The 20,675-nt window shown below is 68.5% G+C and carries 7 protein-coding genes and 2 pseudogenes; 5 read left to right on the forward strand and 4 right to left on the reverse strand.

Going from position 1 to position 20,675, the window contains the following annotated elements:
• Window positions 1-81 precede the first annotated feature (81 nt).
• From truA to G341_RS24450, 3 genes and pseudogenes are all read right to left on the reverse strand, one after another.
• Entirely contained in the window at window positions 82-945 is an 864-nt protein-coding gene (gene truA, locus G341_RS0120255; protein WP_026303946.1) for a tRNA pseudouridine(38-40) synthase TruA, read from the reverse strand.
• A gap of 5 nt (window positions 946-950) precedes the next feature.
• A pseudogene (locus G341_RS22775) lies at window positions 951-13,019 on the reverse strand (non-ribosomal peptide synthetase); the annotation flags it as partial.
• A 114-nt stretch (window positions 13,020-13,133) separates the two neighbouring features.
• Window positions 13,134-14,348: pseudogene (locus G341_RS24450) on the reverse strand (condensation domain-containing protein); the annotation flags it as partial.
• 366 nt (window positions 14,349-14,714) lie between these two features.
• Between G341_RS24450 and G341_RS0120265 the strand changes: the two are divergent.
• The 5 genes from G341_RS0120265 to G341_RS0120285 all read left to right on the forward strand — a co-directional run bounded on the left by G341_RS0120265 (window position 14,715) and on the right by G341_RS0120285 (window position 20,071).
• The gene (locus tag G341_RS0120265) at window positions 14,715-15,785 is read left to right on the forward strand and encodes a daunorubicin resistance protein DrrA family ABC transporter ATP-binding protein (protein WP_026303947.1); all 1,071 of its coding nucleotides are present in this window, start codon (window positions 14,715-14,717) and stop codon (window positions 15,783-15,785) included.
• Complete coding sequence (locus G341_RS0120270; RefSeq protein ID WP_018181013.1) at window positions 15,782-16,624, forward strand: ABC transporter permease; 843 nt, start codon at window positions 15,782-15,784, stop codon at window positions 16,622-16,624. The genes G341_RS0120265 and G341_RS0120270 overlap by 4 nt, the downstream gene beginning before the upstream one ends.
• Window positions 16,625-16,711: 87 nt before the next feature.
• Window positions 16,712-18,184, forward strand: a complete 1,473-nt coding sequence (locus G341_RS0120275) for a carotenoid oxygenase family protein (RefSeq protein ID WP_018181014.1) — start codon at window positions 16,712-16,714, stop codon at window positions 18,182-18,184.
• Between the two features lie 25 nt (window positions 18,185-18,209).
• Window positions 18,210-19,376 carry a sensor histidine kinase gene (locus tag G341_RS0120280; protein WP_018181015.1) on the forward strand — a complete coding sequence of 389 codons (1,167 nt, stop codon included), beginning with the start codon at window positions 18,210-18,212 and terminating at the stop codon, window positions 19,374-19,376.
• 14 nt (window positions 19,377-19,390) lie between these two features.
• Window positions 19,391-20,071, forward strand: a complete 681-nt coding sequence (locus tag G341_RS0120285) for a response regulator transcription factor (RefSeq protein ID WP_051092884.1) — start codon at window positions 19,391-19,393, stop codon at window positions 20,069-20,071.
• Here the strand turns inward: G341_RS0120285 and G341_RS0120290 are convergent.
• The gene (locus G341_RS0120290; RefSeq protein WP_018181017.1) at window positions 20,045-20,656 is read right to left on the reverse strand and encodes a TetR/AcrR family transcriptional regulator; all 612 of its coding nucleotides are present in this window, start codon (window positions 20,654-20,656) and stop codon (window positions 20,045-20,047) included. The two genes, G341_RS0120285 and G341_RS0120290, sit on opposite strands and share 27 nt — an antisense overlap.
• Window positions 20,657-20,675: the final 19 nt, after the last annotated feature.

Below are 20,675 nucleotides of genomic sequence, written 5' to 3' on the forward strand. Positions count from 1 at the left end.
GCCGGTTGCGGCACAGCAGGATTCACCGGCTCGTTTCCCACGGTTCACTAAGGCCTCGGTTCACCAAGTCAGCGCCGGCAGTCAGCAGCAGCCGGGCTTACGAACATCGCGGGTGGTCGCATTCCGCGAGGCCAACTCCGCGGCCGGCGGATAGTCGACGCCGACCAGACAGAGCCCGCGGGCCTCGGCGACCGGGACCCGGCTCGACCGCTCCCGCTCGGCTAACAGGCCCGCACACCAGTCCACCTCTCGCCGCCCGTCGCCGACGGCCGCCACCGCGCCCACCAGCGACCGCACCATCGACCAGCAGAACGCATCCGCACTGACCCGGGCGATGAAGACCGAATCCTCCTGGCGCCAGGAGAAGTCCTGCAGATCCCGAATCGTGGTGGCGCCCTCGCGATGCCGACAGAATGCCGCGAAATCGTTCAGTCCAAGCAGCGCGGTGGACGCCGCCCGCATTCGCGACAGATCCAGCGGCCGAGTCCAGGTCGCCGTGTCGCGGGCGCGCAGCGGCTCCGCGCCGAACGGCGCTGTGGTCAAGCGGTATTCGTAATGCCGCCGCAGCGCGGAGAAACGCGCATCGAACTCGGGCGGCGCGATCGCGGCGGCCCGCACCCGCACGTCATCGGGCAGCATCCGGGCAAGTCGCCGGACCAGATTCGCCGGGTCGCCGGCGATCGACCGCGTGTCCAGGGTCGCGGCGCCGACATCGAAATGCGCGACCTGCCCGCTCGCGTGGACTCCCGCGTCCGTGCGGCCGGCGACGGTCAGCCGGATCGGCTCGCGCAGGATCGTGCTCAATCGGTCCTCGAGGTCGCCGCAGACCGTCCGGCGGCCCGGCTGGGTCGCCCAGCCGGCGAAGTCGGTGCCGTCGTACGCGATGTCGAGTCGCACGCGGGTGATCGTCGGGTCCTTTCGTCGGGCTCGATCTGGCCCGTCCAGCGTAGTCAGTCCAGGTCGGATCGGTCCCGTCGGTCATCGGACGCGTCCGCATCACGCTGCGCCAGGTATTCATCGATGGCGCCCGCGTAGCTCTCTACGTTCTGCGGCAACAGCATCAGCGGATGCGAGCAGGCCACCGTCAACTCGCGGATCGGGCCGCCGATCCGGCCGACCCAGTCGCTTACCGCAGGTGCCTCGGACGGACGGGCCTTCGCGGACACGAACATCGCCTCCCGCTCGTACCGCCGCGGTCGCCACCGCGCGGCCAGTCCGGTGGCCTCCGTGAAGGTCGCGTGGACCGCGCCGAACTGCTGACGGTCCAGGTCGGCCAGCGGCCCGCCCAATCCGGTCACCGCGCGCCAGGCATCGTCAACGGATGGTTCGCCGGACCGCGTGTCATGGTCGATGCCGAACTCACGCAGCAACTCACCGACCGACTGCCCCTGCTGCAGTGCCGGTCGATCGGCGATCACGTACGTATCGAGCAGGATCAATGCACCCGGCTCCACACCCGCGGCGGCCAGTGCGGCCGCCATCTCCTGCGCGATCAATCCGCCCAGAGACCAGCCCAGCAGATGATAGGGCCCGACCGGGTGGCGCCGTCGAATCTCCGCGAGATAGAAATCGGCAAGAGCGTCAACAGATTTCGCCGCGGCGACCACCGACAACTGGGGATGCTGCAGCCCGATCACAGGACGTCGCGGATCCAGATGCGGCAGCAGCGCGGTGTAGCTCCACGCCAGGCCGATCGCGGGCGGCAGCACGAATAACGGAGCCAGCGCCGCATCGGAGCCGCCGCGCAGCGTCAACAGCGGCGCCAGTGCGCTGTCGGGCGACGCCGCCGATAGTTCGCGGGCCAGCTCCGCCGGAGTCGACGCCGCGAACATGGCGGCTACCGGGACCGAACGGTCGAGCACTGTTCGCAGCCGTTCCGCGACGGCGGTCGCCGTCAACGAGGTGCCGCCGAGATCGAAGAAGCTGTCGTCCGCCGACACCTCCGCAATCCCGAGGACCGCGGCGAAGGCGTCCGCGATCTCGCATTCGAGGCCGGGTGCCGGCGCACGTCCCGGCGCCAGCGGCTCGGGAATCGGCAGCGCGCGGCGGTCCAGCTTGCCGGCCGGCGTCAGCGGGATCTCGTCGAGCATCGTCACTGAGGCCGGAATCATGTGTCGTGGTAGCCGCGATAACAGCGCGGCGCGGATGGTTCGGCTCGACAGGGAGCTCCAGGCCGCGGGCACCGCATAGCTGCGCAGCACCGGCTGGCCGGCAGACTCGTCCACCACGGTGACCGCGAATTCGATCTCGGGCAGTGCCAGCAGCGCATCCTCGACCTCGCCGAGCTCGATCCGGAATCCGCGCACCTGCACCTGGTGGTCGCTACGCCCCAGGTAAGTCAGCGTCCCGTCGGCATTCGGCCGCACGATGTCGCCGGTCCGGTACATCCGCGTGCCGGCGAAGGCGGCGCCGGCCGCCGGTGGCGTGGCGACGAACCGTTCGGATGTCAGCGCGGCCCGCCCCTGATAGCCGCGGGCCACCTGCGGCCCCAGCAGATACAGCTCCCCCGCGACCCCAATCGGCACCGGGTGCAGCCGATCGTCCAGCACCAGCACGGCGGCACCGGCCACCGGCTCGCCGATCGAGATCGGCGAGTGTGCACTCAGCCGAGCAGCCGTGCCGAAGATCGTCGCCTCCGTCGGCCCGTACAGGTTGATCACCGTGCGGCGGGGACTGTCGGTGCCCGATCCGCCGGCCCACCGACGCACGACCTCTCGTGCACAGTCCTCGCCGCCCATCGCCAGGGCGCGCAACATCGGCACGGCGGCCGGGTCCATCCCGGCCACGGCCGCCGGCGTGATGAAGGCGTGCGTCACTCGGTGCCGGTCCATGAACCGGGACAGCTCTGCCCCGCCGTACACATCCGTCGGCGCAATCACCATCGTCGACCCGCCGGCCGCGGCCAACAGCAGTTCCAGCACCGAGGCATCGAAACTGGGGGATGCGAATTGCAGTACCCGCGAAGTGATCCCGGGCCGCATCCGCTCACGCAGGGTGTCGCGCACCGCGATCAGGCCGCGATGCGAGACCAGTACCCCCTTGGGGCGCCCGGTCGAGCCCGACGTGTAGATGGTGTACGCCCGCTGATCGAGCCGGATCGGAAGACGTTCCGTCGCGGTGATGGGATCACCCGGCAACGCGGACAATTGGTCGATGACGCCTGGCTCCGTCAGATCGAGTACAGGGAGTCCCGCCGTCGTCGGCAGCGCTTCGGTGCCGTGCGTGATCACCAGTCCGACTCCGGAATCGGTCAGCATGTGCTCGATCCGGTCGGCCGGATACCGCGGATCGACCGGCAGAAACGCCGCGCCCGAACGAATCACGGCCCAGGTGGCGATCAGCCCCTCGGTCGAACGCGGCATCGCGATCGCGATACCCGCCTCCGCGCGCGCGTGACCCTGACGGATCAGCAGGCGCGCCAAGCGATTCGACCGGATGTCAAGATCGCGATAGCTGAGCGAGTCGTCATCGGTGAGCACCGCGAGCCCGTTCCGGTTGAGGTTCACGGCCTCGTCGAGCAGATCCGGGAACACGGCCTGCGCAGCCCCTTCCGGCCCGAGCGCCGGGCAGAAGGCGGACGTCTCGGCCGGATCGGCAAGGGCGATGTCGCCGATCGGCAGATCCGGCCGCCGCACCAACTCGGCCAGCACGCGGATCAACCGTCTCGCCAGCGCCAGCGCATCCGCGCCGCGATACCGGTCGGCGGCATATGTCACTGCGACCGACGCCGCCCCGGCCTCCGCCGCCAGCCCGGTGACCGTGAACTGCAGATCGAACTTCGCTGCGGCGGACGGTAGTTCGTCCATCGTCACGGTCAGTCCATCGACTACCGGAGCGGCTCCGTCGACCAGCGCGGCACCGAATTCGTGCATCGACAGCATCACCTGGACCAGCGGCGGCCGACCTGGACGACGCACCGGATTGAGGGCCGCCACCACCTCGTCGAACGGCACCGCCTGGTGATCCCAAGCATCCAGATCGGCATCGCGTACCGCAGCGATCAGATCGTCGCCCAGCATCGCCGGATCGACGGCGGTCCGCAGGGCGAGCGTGTTGACGAACATACCGACGACTGACCGGAACCTCGGGTCGGCGCGTCCGGCGACGGGCGTACCGACGACGATGTCGCGGCCGGCACCCATGCGGCACAACAGAATCGCCAGGCCCGCATGCACCACCGAGAACGGCGTCGTCGACGACCGTCGGGATCGGTCGAGCAGATCGGCACACAACCCGGCGTCGATCGGCACGGTCACCGTGCGGGCTCCGGCGTCACCGGTGTCGGCGCCGATCGACGGCACCGTGCATTCGACCGGGACATCCTTCAGCACCACGCGCCAATGATCGAGATCCGCATCGGACCGCTGCTCGGTCATCGCCAGGGCGTAGTCGCGGTATCCGATATCGCCCTCCGCCCAGGGCTCCGACCGACCCGACATCCGTTGCCGATAGGCCTCGACCAGGTCGGTCAGTAACACCGGCATCGAACCGCCGTCCGCCGCGATGTGATGGATCACCAGCACCAGCAAGTGCTCATCGTCGCCGCGCCGGACCAGCGCTGCGCGCAATGGCGCCTCGCTGCGCGGATCGATGGACAACGAAATAAATTCGCGCACATACTCATCCACGTCGATCCGGGTCGCGTCGAGCACAGGCAGCAGACCGACAACCTGCCCGGGATCCTCGATGATGTGCTGAATCGGCGCACCGTCCCGCATCGGCAGCATCGTGCGTAACGCGGCATGGCGAGCGACCACGTCCACCAGGGCGGCGCGCAGGAGGTCTGCGCGCAGCGGTCCGCGAAGGACGAGCGAGAACGGCATGTTGTAGGACGGATCTTCCGGATCGGCGGCGGCCAGTGCCCACAACCGGCGCTGCACCGGTGCCAGCGGAATCGGCCCCGTGGAAATAGGATCCGGCAACGGCTGCGCCTGCGTCACGCCGACGTCACCCAGCAGCAGCGCCAGATCGGCGATCCGTGGATGATCGAACACATCCCGCACGCGCAGGGGCGAGCCGGCATGGCACCCGTTCAGCGCGCTGATCAATCCGGTGGCCTGCAACGACGTCCCGCCGACGGCGAAGAAGTCGTCGTCGACCGACAGCGCGGCCTGCGGCACCCCCAGCACCTCGGCGAGCGTATCCACCACAACCCGTTCCGCCTGCGTTCGCGGAGCGCGGCCCTGCGCACCCATGGCGACCAGGACCGGATCCGGCAGCGCGCCGACATCCAGTTTTCCATTGGGGGTCAACGGGATCCGGTCGACCTCGGTCACCGAGGCCGGCACCATATGCCGCGGCAGTCGATCTCGCACATGACCGATCAGTTCGACCGGGTCGAGCGCACCGGCCGCCGGCACCGCGTAGGCGACGACGGCGGCATCGCCCCCCGAACCGTGCACCACCGCGGTCGCGTAGGCGACCGAGTCGTGATCGGTGAGCGCCGAAGCGATCTCGTCGAGCTCGATCCGGAAGCCGCGCACCTTGACCTGATTATCGGTGCGGCCGTGGTACACCAGCTGGCCCGACTCGTCGCGGTGCACGATGTCGCCGGTGCGGTACATCACCGTGCCCGGATCACCATGCGGCGCGGCGATAAATCTCGTGGCCGTGAGACCGGCCCGGCGGTGGTAGCCCTGCGCGACGCCGGGACCGCACAGATACAGCTCGCCCGGCACATGCGCGGGCACCGGGCGCAGCCGACGATCGAGGACCAGCGCCACGCAGTCCCGTAACGCCCGGCCGATCGTGATCGGCTGTCCGGCAACGATCTCCGCCGCCGTACTGACCGCTGTGACCTCGGTGGGACCGTAGACGTTGAGGTATCGCCGCCCCGGCGCCCATCGCCGAACCAGCTGCTCGGGCGCGGCCTCGCCGCCCACACCGAGCGCCACCAGCTTCGGCAACTCGCGGTATGCCGCGACCGCCAGCGCCGACGGGGTCACGAACGCATGCGATACCCCGGACTCCGCCAAGAAGTCGACCAACTCGTCGCCGCCATAGATCGTGGGCGGCGCGATCACCATCGTCGCGCCGGCGCCGAACGCGAGGACGAACTCGAGCATCGCCGCGTCGAAACTCGGCGAACTGAAATGCAGTGTCCGGCTTCCCGGACCCACGCCGTACCGCTCGCGCAACGATTCCGTCAGAGCTGCCAGGCCGCGGTGGGACACCGCCACGCCCTTCGGCATTCCCGTCGACCCGGACGTGTAGATCAGATAGGCGGTGGTGTCGAGGCGACGGGCGCGCAAGCCGCGCGGCAGCCGCTCCGGGATCGCGTCGAGTTCGCCAACCGTCACCCAACAGGTCACGATATCGTCGGCGCCGCTGGCCGATTCGTGCCCCGCGCCGCGGATTCCCAGGTGCACGCCGGCATCGATCAGCATGTGCCGGCGCCGATCGGCCGGGTACCGCGGATCGATCGGCAAGAACGCCGCGCCGACGAGGGCCAGGGCCCAGACCGCCGTCACCGATTCCACGGAACGCTCGATCGAGACCGCGACCACCGTGCCCACGCCGCATCCCCGCGCCGACAATGCCTCGGCCCACCGGCGGGCACGCCGGTCGATCTCGGCATAGGTCATGGTTCGCGCGCCATCGTCGACGGCCACCGCATACGGATACCGCGAGACGCTGGCCGTCAGGATGTCGGCCAGATGGCGCGGGGCCACCTGCCCTCCCGGGACGACCGCCGCCGCGTCCGGTTCGGCCGTCAGCCGATAGTCATCGATGCGGCGGTCTGGGTCGTCGGCCACTTCTTCGATCAGTGTGCGGAACTGGTCCGCGAGGGCCGTGATCTGCTCGCGGCAGAAGATATTGGTGGCGTAGATGAACCGCAGATCGTCGCCGTCCACGCGCAGTTCCAGATCGAACCGTGCGGCACCGGTCTCCAGCTCCATCGCCGTCACCGACAGCCCGTCCAGCGCGATCTCCGCATGCACATGCTCGTCGAACGCCAATACCACCTGGAACACGGGATGGCGACCGTCGCGGGGCGGATTCAGTTGCGCCACCAGCGTTTCGAACGGCATATCGGCCTGCGTCAGCGCCTCGACATCACGGCGACCGACGTCGGCGAGCAGTTCCCGGAAGGTCATCGAGCCGTCCACGGGGGTGCGCAGCGCGACCGAGTTGACGAACATTCCGACGACACCGGCCAGCTTCGGATCGGCCCGGCCCGCGACCGGCGTGCCGATCACGATGTCGCTGCCGTGCCCGCGCACTTGGACGTCGGGATCACCATGCAGCCGATGCAGCAACGCCGCCAGCACCGCATGCAGGGTCATGAAACCTGTTGCGTGGCCGCCCGCATGCGCGGCCACGCGATCACGTGTTCCGGACGGCAGCGCCAGTACGACGCTGTCGGCTCGCGAATAGCCGTGCGCGAGGCGGTCTCCCGAGCCGATGAGAGCCGGGGTCAACGGTAACGATCCGAGTTCGGACCGCCACCAGTCGGCGAGCTCGGCCAGCCGTGTGTTCGGCTGCACCGACCCGTCCACGGACAGCCCGAGCATCCGCGCCTGCCATTCGAGGTAGTCGCGGTAGCTCACCGGCAGCGCCGGCAGGCCTGGGTCGGCACCCGCGTGCACCCTGCGGTAGGCGGTCGCGATGTCCTGAGCGAGCGGCGACATCGACCATCCGTCGGCGGCGATGTGGTGCACGACGATGGACAGCCGGTGATGCTCGGGGCCGAGGCGATGCAGCGCGGCCCGCATCGGTAGTTCGCGCGTGAGGTCGAAGCCAGCGGTCGCCAGGTCGTCGACCGCCGCGCGCCACTGCGACTCGGCGATCGGGATAGCCTGCAGCTCGGGAGTATCCGTGGCCGACCGCACGTCCAGCACCGGTCGGCCGTCCCGCTCGGGGTACACCGTCCGCAACGGTTCGTGTCGATCCACGGCAAGCCGCAACGCGGTCGACAGCGCCGCGACATCCAGCGGGCCGGTCAGGTCGAGCGCGAACGCGATGTTGTAGTCGCCGGTCGATGCCAGCTGGTTGAGGAACCATAGCTGCGCGCCGGCGGGGCCGGGCGTACGGCGATTCTCCCCGAGTCCGCCGCGCAACACCGGCGCCGACGACTGCTCCCCGGTGCCCGGCTCGGCCAGTCGGGCCAGCCCCGCAACCGTCGGCTGGGCGAACAACGCGCGCACGGCGATACGGTTGCCGGACAACGTTTCCAGCCTTCCGGCCACCTGGGTCGCCAGGAGTGAATTGCCGCCGAGTTCGAAGAAGTCGTCGTCGCGACCGACCAGCGCGACGTCCAGCCCGAGCTGCTCGGCCACGATCGCCGCGGCCTGTCGCTCGAGCTCGGTGCGCGGAGCGACGTAGACGGACCGCGATTCGGTGGGCCAGACGGCGTCCGGTTCTGGCAACGCCCGCAGATCGACCTTGCCCGCCCGCGTCATGGGGATGGCGTCGACCACCATCACCGCCGACGGAACCAGATGCCGCGGCAGCTTCTCGGCAACCCGATCCCGCAGTCCGTGCGAATCGACGCCGGACGCCGGATCAGCCAGCGTCACATAGGAAACCAGCCGGGCCGAGGCACCCGTGCCTGCCGCAACGGTGACGGCGCCACCGACCGCCGGATCGGCCAACAGTGCCGCATCGACCTCCGCAGGCTCGATCCGGTGGCCGCGGATCTTCACCTGCATGTCGGCTCGGCCCCAATACTCGAGCTCACCGGAGCCGTTCCAGCGCACCAGATCTCCGGTGCGATACATGCGATCACCTGCCGCTCCGAAACGACTGGCGACGAACCGGCTGCTGGTGAGCGAATGATTGCCGTGGTATCCACGTGCCAGATGCGATCCGCAGATGTACAGCTCGCCGAGAACGCCGGGCGGTACCGGCTGCAGCCGCTCGTCGAGCACCACCACCTCTGCTCCACGAATCGGGTTCCCCATCGAGATCGGGCCACCGGATATCAACGCCGGAGACAGCGTCGCCATCACCGTGGCTTCGGTCGGTCCGTAGGCGTTGTGCAGCGCCACCGCGGCCGACCACTGCCGAACCGCCTCGGGGTTCGGATGTTCGCCGCCGATCACCAGCACTCGGAGCCCCGGCGCCTGGTCCGGGCCGAATGTTGCAAGAAGAGAAGGGGTCAGAAACGCATGGGTGATCTGCTGCTGGGCAATGAATTCCGCGATCTCGCGACCACCCAGGAGGGAGGCGGGAGCGAGATGCATGCACGCCCCTGCACCGATCGCCATCGTCATCTCCAGGACCGACGCGTCGAAGCTCGGCGACGCGAAATGCAGCGTTCGGCTGTCCACGGTGATGCCATACCGCTCGATCTGCTCGTCGGCGAGATCCACCAGGCCCCGATGGGTCACCACCACACCTTTCGGGCGTCCGGTCGTGCCCGAGGTATAGATCAAGTACGCCGGCTGGTGCACATCGAGCCGGGCCGACCGCTCGGACTCGGCGATCGCGACCGATCGCCGATTCCGCTGCGCGATCACCGTTTGTGGATCGTCCACGACGATCGTGCGGACACCGGCCAGCTGCGGATCGCTGGGGGCGTCGGTGATGACGAGTTCGGCCGCCGAGTCCGTCACCATGAACCGGACGCGGTCGGCCGGATAGCCCGGGTCCACCGGAAGCCAGGCCGCACCGGTGCGAATGACGGCCCATGCCATCACCATCCACGCGGCGCCTCTCGGCAGCACGATCGCGACGGTCCGCTCCGGACCCGCACCCGCCTCGATCAGCAGTCGAGCCCACCGATTCGACTCACGATCGAGTTCCCCGTAGCTGTATCCGCCGCCCGCACACGCCAGCGCCGGCCGCAACGGTTCCGCAGCCGCTGCATCCAGCAGCTCGGTCAGATGCATCGCGGATCGCGCCGCCGCTCCTCTGGCCGGGACCAGGGCCGCGCGCTCGCCGTCGGTGAGCAGCGAGACGTCGCCGATCTGCACAAACCGGTCCACGCAGAGCGCATCCACGAGCCGAACCAGCCGATCACCCAGCCCCTGCACCGTGCCCGGATCGAACAACGCTGTGGCGTAACGGATCTCCAGATCCAGCCCAGTCCCTTCGCCCCCCGTCCCGAAGCGCTCGGCGAAGGTGAACTGCAGATCGAACTTGGTGCGACCGGTATCGACCGGAGCCGCGACTGCGGGTATCCCTGCGAAGTCGAACTCGATCGCCGTGTGGTCCTCGACGGCCATCGAGACTTGGAAGAATGGTGCGCCGCCCGCCGCGCGGTCGGGATTCAGCTCCGTCACCAACCGGTCGAACGGCAGATCGGAATTGTCGAACGCCGCGAGGTCCGCATCGCGAATGCGCTCGATCAATGCGTCGAACGTGTCCGTCTTATCCGCGTGCGTCCGCAGCACCACGGTGTTGACGAACATGCCGATCAGGCCGTCGATCTCGGCGTCGCCACGGCCCGATACCGGCGTCCCCACGGCGATATCCGACGACCGGCACACCATCCGCAATAGGCTGACGACCGCCGCATGCAGCACCATGAACAGCGTCGCGTCGGTGGCGCCCGCGATCTCCCTGAGTCGCCGCTGCCTGGCCACACCGAGCGGAATCCGCACCGTCGCACCGGAATCGGTGGTCGACCGACCGCGCGGCCGGTCGTACGGCAGCTCCGTGGACTGCGGAATGCCGGACAGCGTGTCACGCCAGAAGTCGAGTTGCTAAGCCGCGGCCGAGCCGGTCCCATTGTCCGCGAGCCAGCGCTGACGCTCCGCACTCACCTGCGGGTAGCCGATCGCCATCGGCGCCCAGTCGGGCGCGTGACCGTCCCGACGCGCCGCGTAGGCGGCGGTGAGATCGGCCGCCAGCGGCGGCAACGACCACCCGTCGGCCGCGATGTGATGCAGGACGACGATGAGTGTCGCGTTGCCGGGGCCACATCGGTCGAGGCGGACCCGGATCGGCAGATCCGTGGCGAGATCGAAGAGCAGATCGGCGAATTCGCCGACAGGTGCCGCCACTCCGGGCTCGGTCACCAGCAACGGGACCATGTCGGCGGTGGGTGTCACCAGCCGTTGCACCGGGCCGTTCGGCCCGTCGGCGACGATGGTGTGCAGCGGCGCATGCCGGGCCACCACATCGTTGACGGCGTCGGCCAGCGCCGCGGCGTCCACCCGACCGCGCAATTCGATCGTGAACGGAATGTTGTAGCCAGCCGCGGCGGCCGGATCCATCTGTGTGGCCAGCCAGATCCGGTACTGCGCCGGCGACAGCGGCACCGGCTGATCGGGGGCGCCCGCAGCCGCCCCGACCGGCGGCGCCGCTTCGTCGCACACCCCGTCGACGCCGGCCTCTCGGAGTAACCGCGTCACCCCGGCAGCCGTGGCACCGTCGAAGATCGTGCGGATCCCGACCCGAACCCCCGTGCGCCGCGAGATCCGCGCGGCGATTCTCGTGGCCGCCAAGGAATTCACGCCGAGATCGAAGAGCGGCGCCGCCATCGAGATCGGCTCGCTGCCGAGAACGTCGGCGATCGTGTCGGCGACCAGTTGCTCGACGTCGTCCGTCGGGGCGACGTCGTCGTGCCGATCGCGCGGCTCCGGCACCGGCAGCGCGCGCCGGTCGAGCTTGCCGTTGGTCGTCACCGGCAGTGTGTCCAGCACCATGATCGCCGTGGGGATCATGTGCTCGGGCAGCTGCGACGCGAGTCCGGCCCGCAGCACCGATTCGTCAAGATCATCTGCTCCGCAGACATATCCGACGATGATCGACCCACTGCTGAACACGTCGTCGCGCACGATCGCCGCGGCCGACCGAACGCCCGCTTGCCGGCCGAGTACCGCCTCGATCTCGCCGAGTTCGACGCGCTGCCCCCGGATCTTGACCTGAGAATCGCTGCGCCCCAGGTATTCCAGCGAACCGTCCGGTCGGCGGCGCACCAGGTCGCCGGTACGGTACAGGCGCTCACCACTGCCGAACGGATCCGCGACGAACCGCGAGGCGGTCAGGCCGCCGCGCCGGCTGTAGCCCCGCGCGAGCTGCACCCCGCCCAGATAGAGCTCGCCGATCGCGCCTCGCGGCTGCGGGCGCAGCATCCGGTCGAGCACGAGGGTCGAGGTGTTCCACACCGGCAATCCGATCGGTATCGGATCCCTGCCCGCGCGGCACCGATCGTGGAATGTCACGTCGACCGCCGCCTCGGTCGGGCCATACAGGTTGTGCACGGGTGCGTCGCACAGCGCCGCGATCGCGCCGACGGTCGAACCCGGCAACGCCTCGCCGCTGGTGATGATCTGTCGCAGCGAGGCCAGCGCGGTACGCGCATGCGGATCGTCGACGAGCGCCTCGGCGAACGCCGACAGCATCGAGGGGACGAAATGCGTTGTGGTGACCCGGTGCTCGACGATCACCTGGCGCAGATACCACGCGTCCCGATGGCCATCCGGGGTCGGCACGACGAGCGCCGCGCCGGTCATCAGCGGCCAGAAGAATTCCCACACGGATACGTCGAAGGTCGCGGGCGTCTTCTGCAGGACCCGATCGGCCACGTCGATCCGGTATCGCGACTGCATCCACAGCAGGCGATTGACGATCGAACGATGCTCGATCACCACGCCCTTGGGCATCCCGGTGGAGCCGGACGTGAACAGAACGTACGCCGGATTGTCCGGACGCGGCCGGCGCGGCGGCTCCGCACTCTCCGGGTCGGCGCCCGACTCCAGCTCCCCCAGTGTGGCTGTCGGCACGTCCGGCAGGTCGGCGCCCGCGGTGTCGGAGACCAGCACCAGCGCCGGGCCGGCCGAACTCAGGATGTGGGCCAGCCGGTCCGTCGGCTCGTCGGGATTGATCGGCAGAAACGCCGCGCCGGCAGCCACGATCGCGTGGATCGCGACGATCTGATCAATGCTTCGCGGAATCATCACGCCAACAATCGATTCCGAACCGATACCGCATCGGTCGAGCCGACCGGCGAGCGCGCGGCTCCGTCGATGGAAACTGCGATAGTCGAGCTGGGCCCCGCCGGCCACGTCGATCAGCGCCGGGGACGTCGCGTGCGTCGCCGCGGCGGCGTCCAACAGGTCGACCAGGCTCACCGCCGGAACGTCCTGCGCCCGGCCGCGCGTCCCGATGCTGGTGTCACCCGGCATCGGCAGCCGGGCAGCGGCGCTGTCGACCGCGGCATCGCTGAACACCCGGAGGAAGTCGGCGAACTGCCGGTGGTGCATCTGCACCTCGTCCGCCCGGTACACCGCCGGGTTGGCCTCCAGATCCAACCGAATCCCGCCGAAGGTCTCGTAGACGTTCAGCGACGCGTCCTCGACCGGGCCCGTGCCGAGAATCTTCAGTTCTCCTGTGATGGAACCGAAATCGAGCGAGTCGAAGAAGAGCATCACGTTGACCATCGACCCGAAGAAGCCGCGGTTACCGGTCGCGGCGCCCAGCACCGACGCGGTGATGTCCTCGTGCCGGAACTCCTGATGCTTGACCGCGCCCTTGATGTCCGCGTTGACCGCGGTGACGAATTCGCCGACCGTGGTGGCGTCGTCGAACCGCGCCCACAGTGGCAGCACGTTCGACCGGAGGCCCGCGGAGGTCCGCAGCACGGGCCGGTTCCGCACCGCCACCGGGAGGCTGACCATCACGTCTCGCCGATCATTGATCCGCGCCAGGTACAGCGCCCAGGCAGCGGACACGACCGACGCGGTCCGGACCGAATGCCGCTCTGCACAGCCGCGGACCGCCGCGACGGCATCGGAACTCAAATCCATCGAACACACTTCGGCCACCGAGCGGGCCGGCCCCGATCGCAGTGACAGGGAGGACGCTTCCGGTGCTTCGGCGAAGTACCTTGTCCAATAGTCACGATCGGCCTGCAGCTGTGGCGATCCGCGATATTCGATATCGAATGCGGCGATGTCGGCCGCGGTGGCCATGTCGATGCCCGGGGCCGGTTCGTCCCGCATCTGCGCCGCATACCGCTGCGCGACGCGCACCATCGAGAACATCCCGCCGTACCCGTCGAACACCAGGTGGTGCGACCAGAGGTACCAGATGTAGTGATCAGGGCCGAGTCGGAGCAGGTGCGACTGCAGCAGCGGGTCGTCGAACAGATCGGTGGGCGCCGATCGATGTTCGTCCATCCACGCGAGCGCGGCCACCCGCGGCTGGGCGACCGAGGTGAAGTCGTGCACCGACAGCGCGGTCACCCGACCGCGATCCACCGCGATCAATGGCTCGTCGTCGCCGTTGGCCACGAGACGTTGCTGGCCCGACTGGGTTTCGTGCGCGACCGCCCTGCCTACCCGGTCGAGCAGATCTGCATCGATCTCTCCATGAAATTCCACGTAAGCGGCGACGGTCATCGACGCTTCCGGATTGACTTGCAGCGCATAATAAATCGCACGCTGCGCCGCGGTCATCGGTAATGCCGGGCCCACCTCTTCATCGGTGGAAATGCATGAATCCGGCACAGAACGGCTGCCGGGGACCTCGAGATGGGCGGTCAACCCTCACCCTTTCGCTTACAGAACTAAGCGCGCAGCTCCCCGACAGATCCCGACCGCGGCTTCTTAATTTAGACGGTTGTTCAGTTTCTCGCCATGAGCCGGGCACGAAATGGTTTGCGCCCCAAACGAGCTCACGCCCGACTATGCCATGCTACGTTAGCGGGACACCACGTCCTCCTGGTTTTGGAGAACACGTCAGGACTTTTCGCCCTGAATATTGACGTCCGGCCGGGTCGGGCCGAACTCGGACGCACGGTGCACGGTTGCGACGAGGGCGAGATGAATCAAAAACCAACAATCGTCACCGGCATCGGCAAGATCTACGGCCGAGGCGCGCGCGCCGTGCATGCGCTGACATCCGTCGATCTGGATATTCCACCCGGCAGCATCCATGGAGTTCTCGGCCCCAACGGCGCCGGCAAATCGACGGCGGTGCGCATCATCGCGACCCTGCTGAAGCCGACCACCGGGACCGTATCGGTCGCCGGAGTCGACGCGCTCAAACATCCCCGGGACGCCCGCAGCCTGATCGGATTGTCCGGTCAGTACGCCGCGGTCGACGAGAACCTCACCGGGCGCGAGAACCTTCGAATGGTGGCGCGGCTCTACGGGTTTCGCGGACGGTCGATCGCCGCGCGCAGCCAGGAGCTGATCGATCAGTTCCGGCTGAATGAGTTCGCCGACCGCCGCTCGGGGACGTATTCGGGCGGTATGCGACGGCGGCTGGACCTCGCCGCCGCGCTCATCGCCCGGCCACCGCTGGTCATCCTCGATGAGCCGACGACCGGGCTGGACCCGCGAAGCCGCCAGGAGATGTGGGACGTGATCAAGACCCTCGGCGACGACGGCGCAGCGGTCCTGCTCACCACCCAGTATCTCGATGAAGCGGACGAACTGGCGCATACCCTCTCGGTCATCGACCATGGTCGAGTGATCGCCGAGGGCACCCCCGGAGAACTCAAGGAATCGGTCGCCGCGACGTCCGTACGGATTCAGATCGCCGCCTCGGACCGGACCGAGGACGCCGCCGAATTGCTCCGACCGCTCGCCAATTCGGGCAGCGTGGACGTCGACGGCGACACCGTGACATTCGCCGCGTCGGGCGGCACCGAGTCGATGGTCGAGGGCATCACCACGCTCGTCTCCGCGGGGATCGGCGTCCGCGACGCCCGGGCCCAGGAACCCTCCCTCGACGACGTGTTCTTCGCGGTCACCGGCAAAGCCCCGGTCGCCGACGACGAACCCGCCGAACCCGTGCAAACGACCAAAGCCGCTACTGAGACAACAGAACCGGTTTCCGCGGACACCGAGCCGGCCTCGGACACCACGACCTCGGCGGTGACGCGATGACCGCCGGCGTGGCCGACGAGGTCGTCTACCCCGGCCCGCGCAAGGGCGGCCCGATCGAGTTCGCGGTCGACTGCGGCGTGATGACCTGGCGAAACCTGTTGACGATCATCAGGATTCCGCAGCTGCTCCTCGGCGCCACCGTGCAACCGCTGATGTTCGTCGTCATGTTCTCCTACGTCCTGGGTTCCACGCTCGGCGGCGACGACTATCGGCAGTTCCTGATCCCCGGGATCTTCGCTCAGACGGTCGCGTTCAATGCGGCGTACACCGCCATCGGGCTGGCGACCGACACCAAGCGCGGCATCATCGACCGCTTCAAGTCGCTGCCGACCGCACGGATCGCTCTCGTCGTCGGCCGCACCACCAGCGACCTGGTGATCAATATCGTCGGCCTGGCCATCATGACCGGCGTCGGCTACGCGATCGGCTGGCGGATCCACGGCGGCGTCGCCGACGCCATCGGCGCCTATCTGCTGGTGCTGTTGTTCGGTTATGCGATCTCCTGGGCCGGCGCGGTGATCGGCCTGCTGGTCGACACGGCCGAGTCGGCGCAGGCGGCGATGATGATCTTCGTCTTCCCGATCGCATTCATCTCGTCCGCATTCGTCGCGTCGGCCAAGCTCCCGGCACCACTGCGGTTCATCGCCGACTGGAACCCGATGACGTCGGTGGCCCGAGCTCTTCGCGAGGCGTTCGGCAACCCGATCTCACCCAACCCCGCGGTGGTCGAGCCGCATACCTGGGCGTCGGCCCATCCCGCGCTGTACACGGTCATCGCATCGATCGCGCTGATCGCGGTGTGTTCGCAGCTGGCCGCGGCCGCCTTCGCCCGCCGCTGAGCACGCCGCCTGTCAACCGTTCGATGGACAGCCGGATTCCGCCGAAAGAGGCTCGCACGCCGGCCCGGCGCGGAGGAAGCTGAAGTCATGACCAGCACCGAGACCCGCCGCCCCTCGCCCAATCGGTATCTCGCCGGCAACTTCGCACCGGTTGACGTCGAGCACACCGAGTTCGACCTCTCCGTCACCGGCACGATCCCCGACTACCTGGACGGTCGCTACCTGCGCAACGGACCCAATCCGATCGAGGCCGACCCGGCCACCTATCAGTGGTTCCTCGGCTCCGGCATGGTCCACGGCCTGCGCCTGTCCGGCGGCAAGGCGCAGTGGTATCGCAACCGCTGGGTCCGCTCGGCCGACGTCTCGCAGGCCCTCGGCGAGGAGCCGATCGGTCCGACGAACGGTCCCGGAATGGAGTTCGGTGCCAACACCAACGTGATCGGGCATGCCGGCCGGACGCTGGCGATCGTGGAGGCGGGGGCCCGCTGCTACGAGCTGACCGACGAACTGGACACCATCGGCTCGATCGATTTCGGCTGCGGCCTGGCCGGCGGCTACACGGCGCACCCCAAGCTGGATCCGGCGAGCGGCGAACTGCACGCGGTCAGCTACAACCCCTTCCGCGGCAACCGGGTTCGCTACACCGTGACCGGAGTCGACGGCGCGATCCGCCGTAGCGTGGAGATTCCGATGACGTCGAATCCGATGATGCATGACTTCTCACTGACCGAGAACTACGTCGTCATCTACGACCTGCCGGTCGTCTTCGATCTGCGGACCGCGGGCGGCCCGAGTGCGCTGATGAAGGCCGCCACCCGGATGACGAATATCGGGCTGCCCAAGCGAGCGGTCGGCGTGGCCACCCGAATGATGCGGCACATGCCGATGGACAAGATGGGTTTGCCGTACAGCTGGGACCCGAATCATCAAGCCCGACTGGGAGTGCTCCGTCGCGAAGCCGATCCATCGACGATCCAGTGGTTCGATATCGATCCCTGCTTCGTCTATCACCCGATGAACGCGTACGAGCGTCAGACCGAATCCGGCACCGAGATCGTTCTCGACGTCGCACGCCACGATCATGCCTTCAAGGGCGTCGCCGAGCCGATCCAGTCCGAGCCCACCCTGGACCGGTTCACGGTCAACCTCGGCACGGGCGCGGTGACGCAGACTCGGCTCGATGATCGGGGCCAGGAGTTCCCGCGCGTCGACGAGCGTCTGATCGGCCGGCCGCACCGGTACGGCTACACCGTCGGATTCAGCGGCAGCGATCCCGCCGGCGATCAGCCCGAGGCGGTCGTGAAGCACGACCTGCACCGGCAGTCGACGTCGGTGCGCGGCTTCGGTCCCGACCGGGAGCCGAGCGAGTTCGTCTTCGTCCCGGCCTCCCCCGATGCCGCCGAAGACGACGGCGTGGCAATGGGATTCGTCTACAACAAGCTCACCGACACCAGCGATCTGGTGCTGCTCGATGCGCAGACACTGGACACAGTGGCCGAAATCGCACTGCCAGGCCGCGTCCCGAACGGGTTTCACGGCAACTGGATTCCGGCCGATTAGCCCGGCCGGCCTCTACCATCAGCACATGGCGTCTCCGGTCCCGCCGTTGTGGCACTCCCGCTTCTGGATCTGGGATGTCTATCTGATCGCCGGCACGATCGTCGCGGTCGTGATCGTGCTGCTGTTCCCCGATCGCGCCGATACGCGGCCGCTGATCGCCGCCGGCCTGCTCGTCGTGCTGGTCGGCTGGCTGATCGGTTTCGGACTGTCGCAGTCGGCGACACAGCGCGGCGGTACGCGCCTGACCGTCTTCCTCTGTGGCGCAATGCTTCTCATCGTCATTGCGATGGCACTGACGCCGACCGCATTCGGTGCACTGCCGGTCGCCTATCCGCTGCTGTTCATGTCGCTGACGACACCCCCGGCCGTCGTCGCCACCGTGGCGATCAGTGTTGTTCCGCTGCTCTCGCAGCTCGCCTGGTACGGCTCCGACGGCCGGGATCTCGCGATCACCGCCGCGCTCACCGGGATGACCGTGGTCATCAGTCCCATGATCGGAATCTGGGTGCGATCGGCGATCGAGCAGGGCCAGCGGCTGGAGACCGTCACCGCCGAGCTCGCGTCGTCCCGAGCGGAGGCGGCCCGGTTGGCCCACGAGGCGGGCACGACCGCCGAACGCAGCCGACTGGCCCGCGAGATCCACGACACGTTGGCCCAGGGATTCACCAGCATCGTGACGCTGTCGCAGGCCGCGGACGCCAGCTGGGACACCGACCCCGACACCGCTCGCGCCCAGGTCCGACTGATCGAACAGACCGCACGCGACAACCTTGCCGAATCGCGCGCCCTCGTCGCCGACCTGTCTCCCGCGCCGATCGCCGACACCTCGCTGGCCGATGCACTGCGGCGCCTCGGCGAGCGGCATTACGCCGAAACCGGTGTTCCCGTGACGGTATCGGCGGCGTCGGCCCCGCTGCCGACCGCGATCGAGGTGGTGCTGCTGCGTTCGGCGCAGGAGGCGCTGGCCAATGTCCGCAAGCACGCGCAGGCCACCGATGTGGACCTGATGCTGTGTCAGAGCGCTGGCGGTGCGCGGCTGACCGTACGGGACAACGGGATCGGGTTCGACGCGCCCCGACCCGGGTACGGGCTGGCCGGAATGCGACACCGGGTGGAACAGGTCGGCGGCAGCATGCGGGTCGACTCCACCCTCGGCGCGGGGACGCTCGTCGAGGTGGAGGTGCCGGCATGACCGACGATTCACCCATGACCGACGGGACCGACAGGACCGACGGGGACCGCGCTGCGATCCGGGTCCTCATCGTGGACGACCATCCGATGGTGCGTACCGGGCTGCGCGGCATGCTCGCCGGCGAATCCGATATCTCCGTTGTCGCCGAGGCGGATTCCGGACGCGGCGCGATCGATGCCGTCGACCGTGAACCCGTCGACGTCGTCCTCATGGATCTGCGCATGCCCGGCGGCGACGGTGTCGAGGCCACCTCGGCGATCCTCACCCGACACCGGTCGATCGCGGTCGTGGTGGTGACGACCTACGATTCCGACGCCGACATCGTGCGGGCGGTCGAAGCCGGCGCCGCCGGGTACCTCCTCAAGGACAGCTCCCGATCCGAACTGGCCGATGCGATCCGGGCCGCCGCCCGCGGCGAGACCGTGCTGGCGCCGTCGGTCGCCGGCCGACTGCTGCGCCACGTGCGCGAACCCGCACCGAAGCTGTTGTCCGGCCGCGAGATCGATGTCCTCGCACTGGTCGCCGACGGTCGGACCAACGCAGAGATCGGCCGACGACTGCACATCACCGAGGCCACCGTGAAGACGCATCTGCAGCGCGCCTTCACCAAACTCGACGTGTCCGACCGGACCGCCGCGGTGACCACCGCGATGCGACTCGGGCTGCTGTCAGCCGGTCGCGGCGACCCCGCGTGAAATCATGTCCAGCGTCTGCTCGTAGATCCTGCCCCAGTCCCGCACGTTGTCGTGCGCCGGTGCATCGATCTCCAGGCTGACCGCGCCGTGCACGGCCGACCAGATCGCGATCGTGAGCTCGAACGAGTCGATGTCGCGGATCGCACCGGCACGCTGACCGAACACCACGACATCGGTCAACGCGCTCAATGCCGCATAGGCGATCTCGACATCGGGAACCACATCGGACGCGAACATCAGCCCGTACAGATTCGGCGAGTCGATCGCCAGCTGCCGATAGCGGATTCCCGTGGTGCGCAGCCGATCCAGCGGGTCGTCCTCATCGGCACTGGCGATCGCCTCCCGCAGGTGCACGAACCCGTCGGTCACCACCGCACTCAGTAGCCCGGCCTTGCCGTCGAAGTGGTTGTAGACGCCCATCGGCGCCACACCGGCCTCGGTGGCGACCGCGCGGACGGTCAACCCCGCAGCGCCATCCCGACGCAGCACCCGATGCGCGGCCTCGATCAGCGCACCGCGCACGCTGCCGGCCGGCGCCCGCTTGCCGCGCTGCTCGGCCCGGCCCGAACTCTGCTGCTCATACATCGGATCAGTTGTACCCCGA

This window comes from Jongsikchunia kroppenstedtii DSM 45133, from assembly GCF_000380485.1.
Taxonomy (GTDB): Bacteria; Actinomycetota; Actinomycetes; order Mycobacteriales; family Mycobacteriaceae; genus Jongsikchunia; species Jongsikchunia kroppenstedtii.

Excerpts from the sequence above, each read along its gene's own strand:
- G341_RS0120265 (WP_026303947.1), top strand. The coding sequence starts at position 14,715 with ATGAATCAAAAACCAACAATCGTCACCGGCATCGGCAAGATCTACGGC.
- G341_RS0120270 (WP_018181013.1), top strand. The coding sequence starts at position 15,782 with ATGACCGCCGGCGTGGCCGACGAGGTCGTCTACCCCGGCCCGCGCAAG.
- G341_RS0120275 (WP_018181014.1), top strand. The coding sequence starts at position 16,712 with ATGACCAGCACCGAGACCCGCCGCCCCTCGCCCAATCGGTATCTCGCC.
- G341_RS0120280 (WP_018181015.1), top strand. The coding sequence starts at position 18,210 with ATGGCGTCTCCGGTCCCGCCGTTGTGGCACTCCCGCTTCTGGATCTGG.
- G341_RS0120285 (WP_051092884.1), top strand. The coding sequence starts at position 19,391 with ATGACCGACGGGACCGACAGGACCGACGGGGACCGCGCTGCGATCCGG.
- G341_RS0120290 (WP_018181017.1), bottom strand. The coding sequence starts at position 20,656 with ATGTATGAGCAGCAGAGTTCGGGCCGGGCCGAGCAGCGCGGCAAGCGG.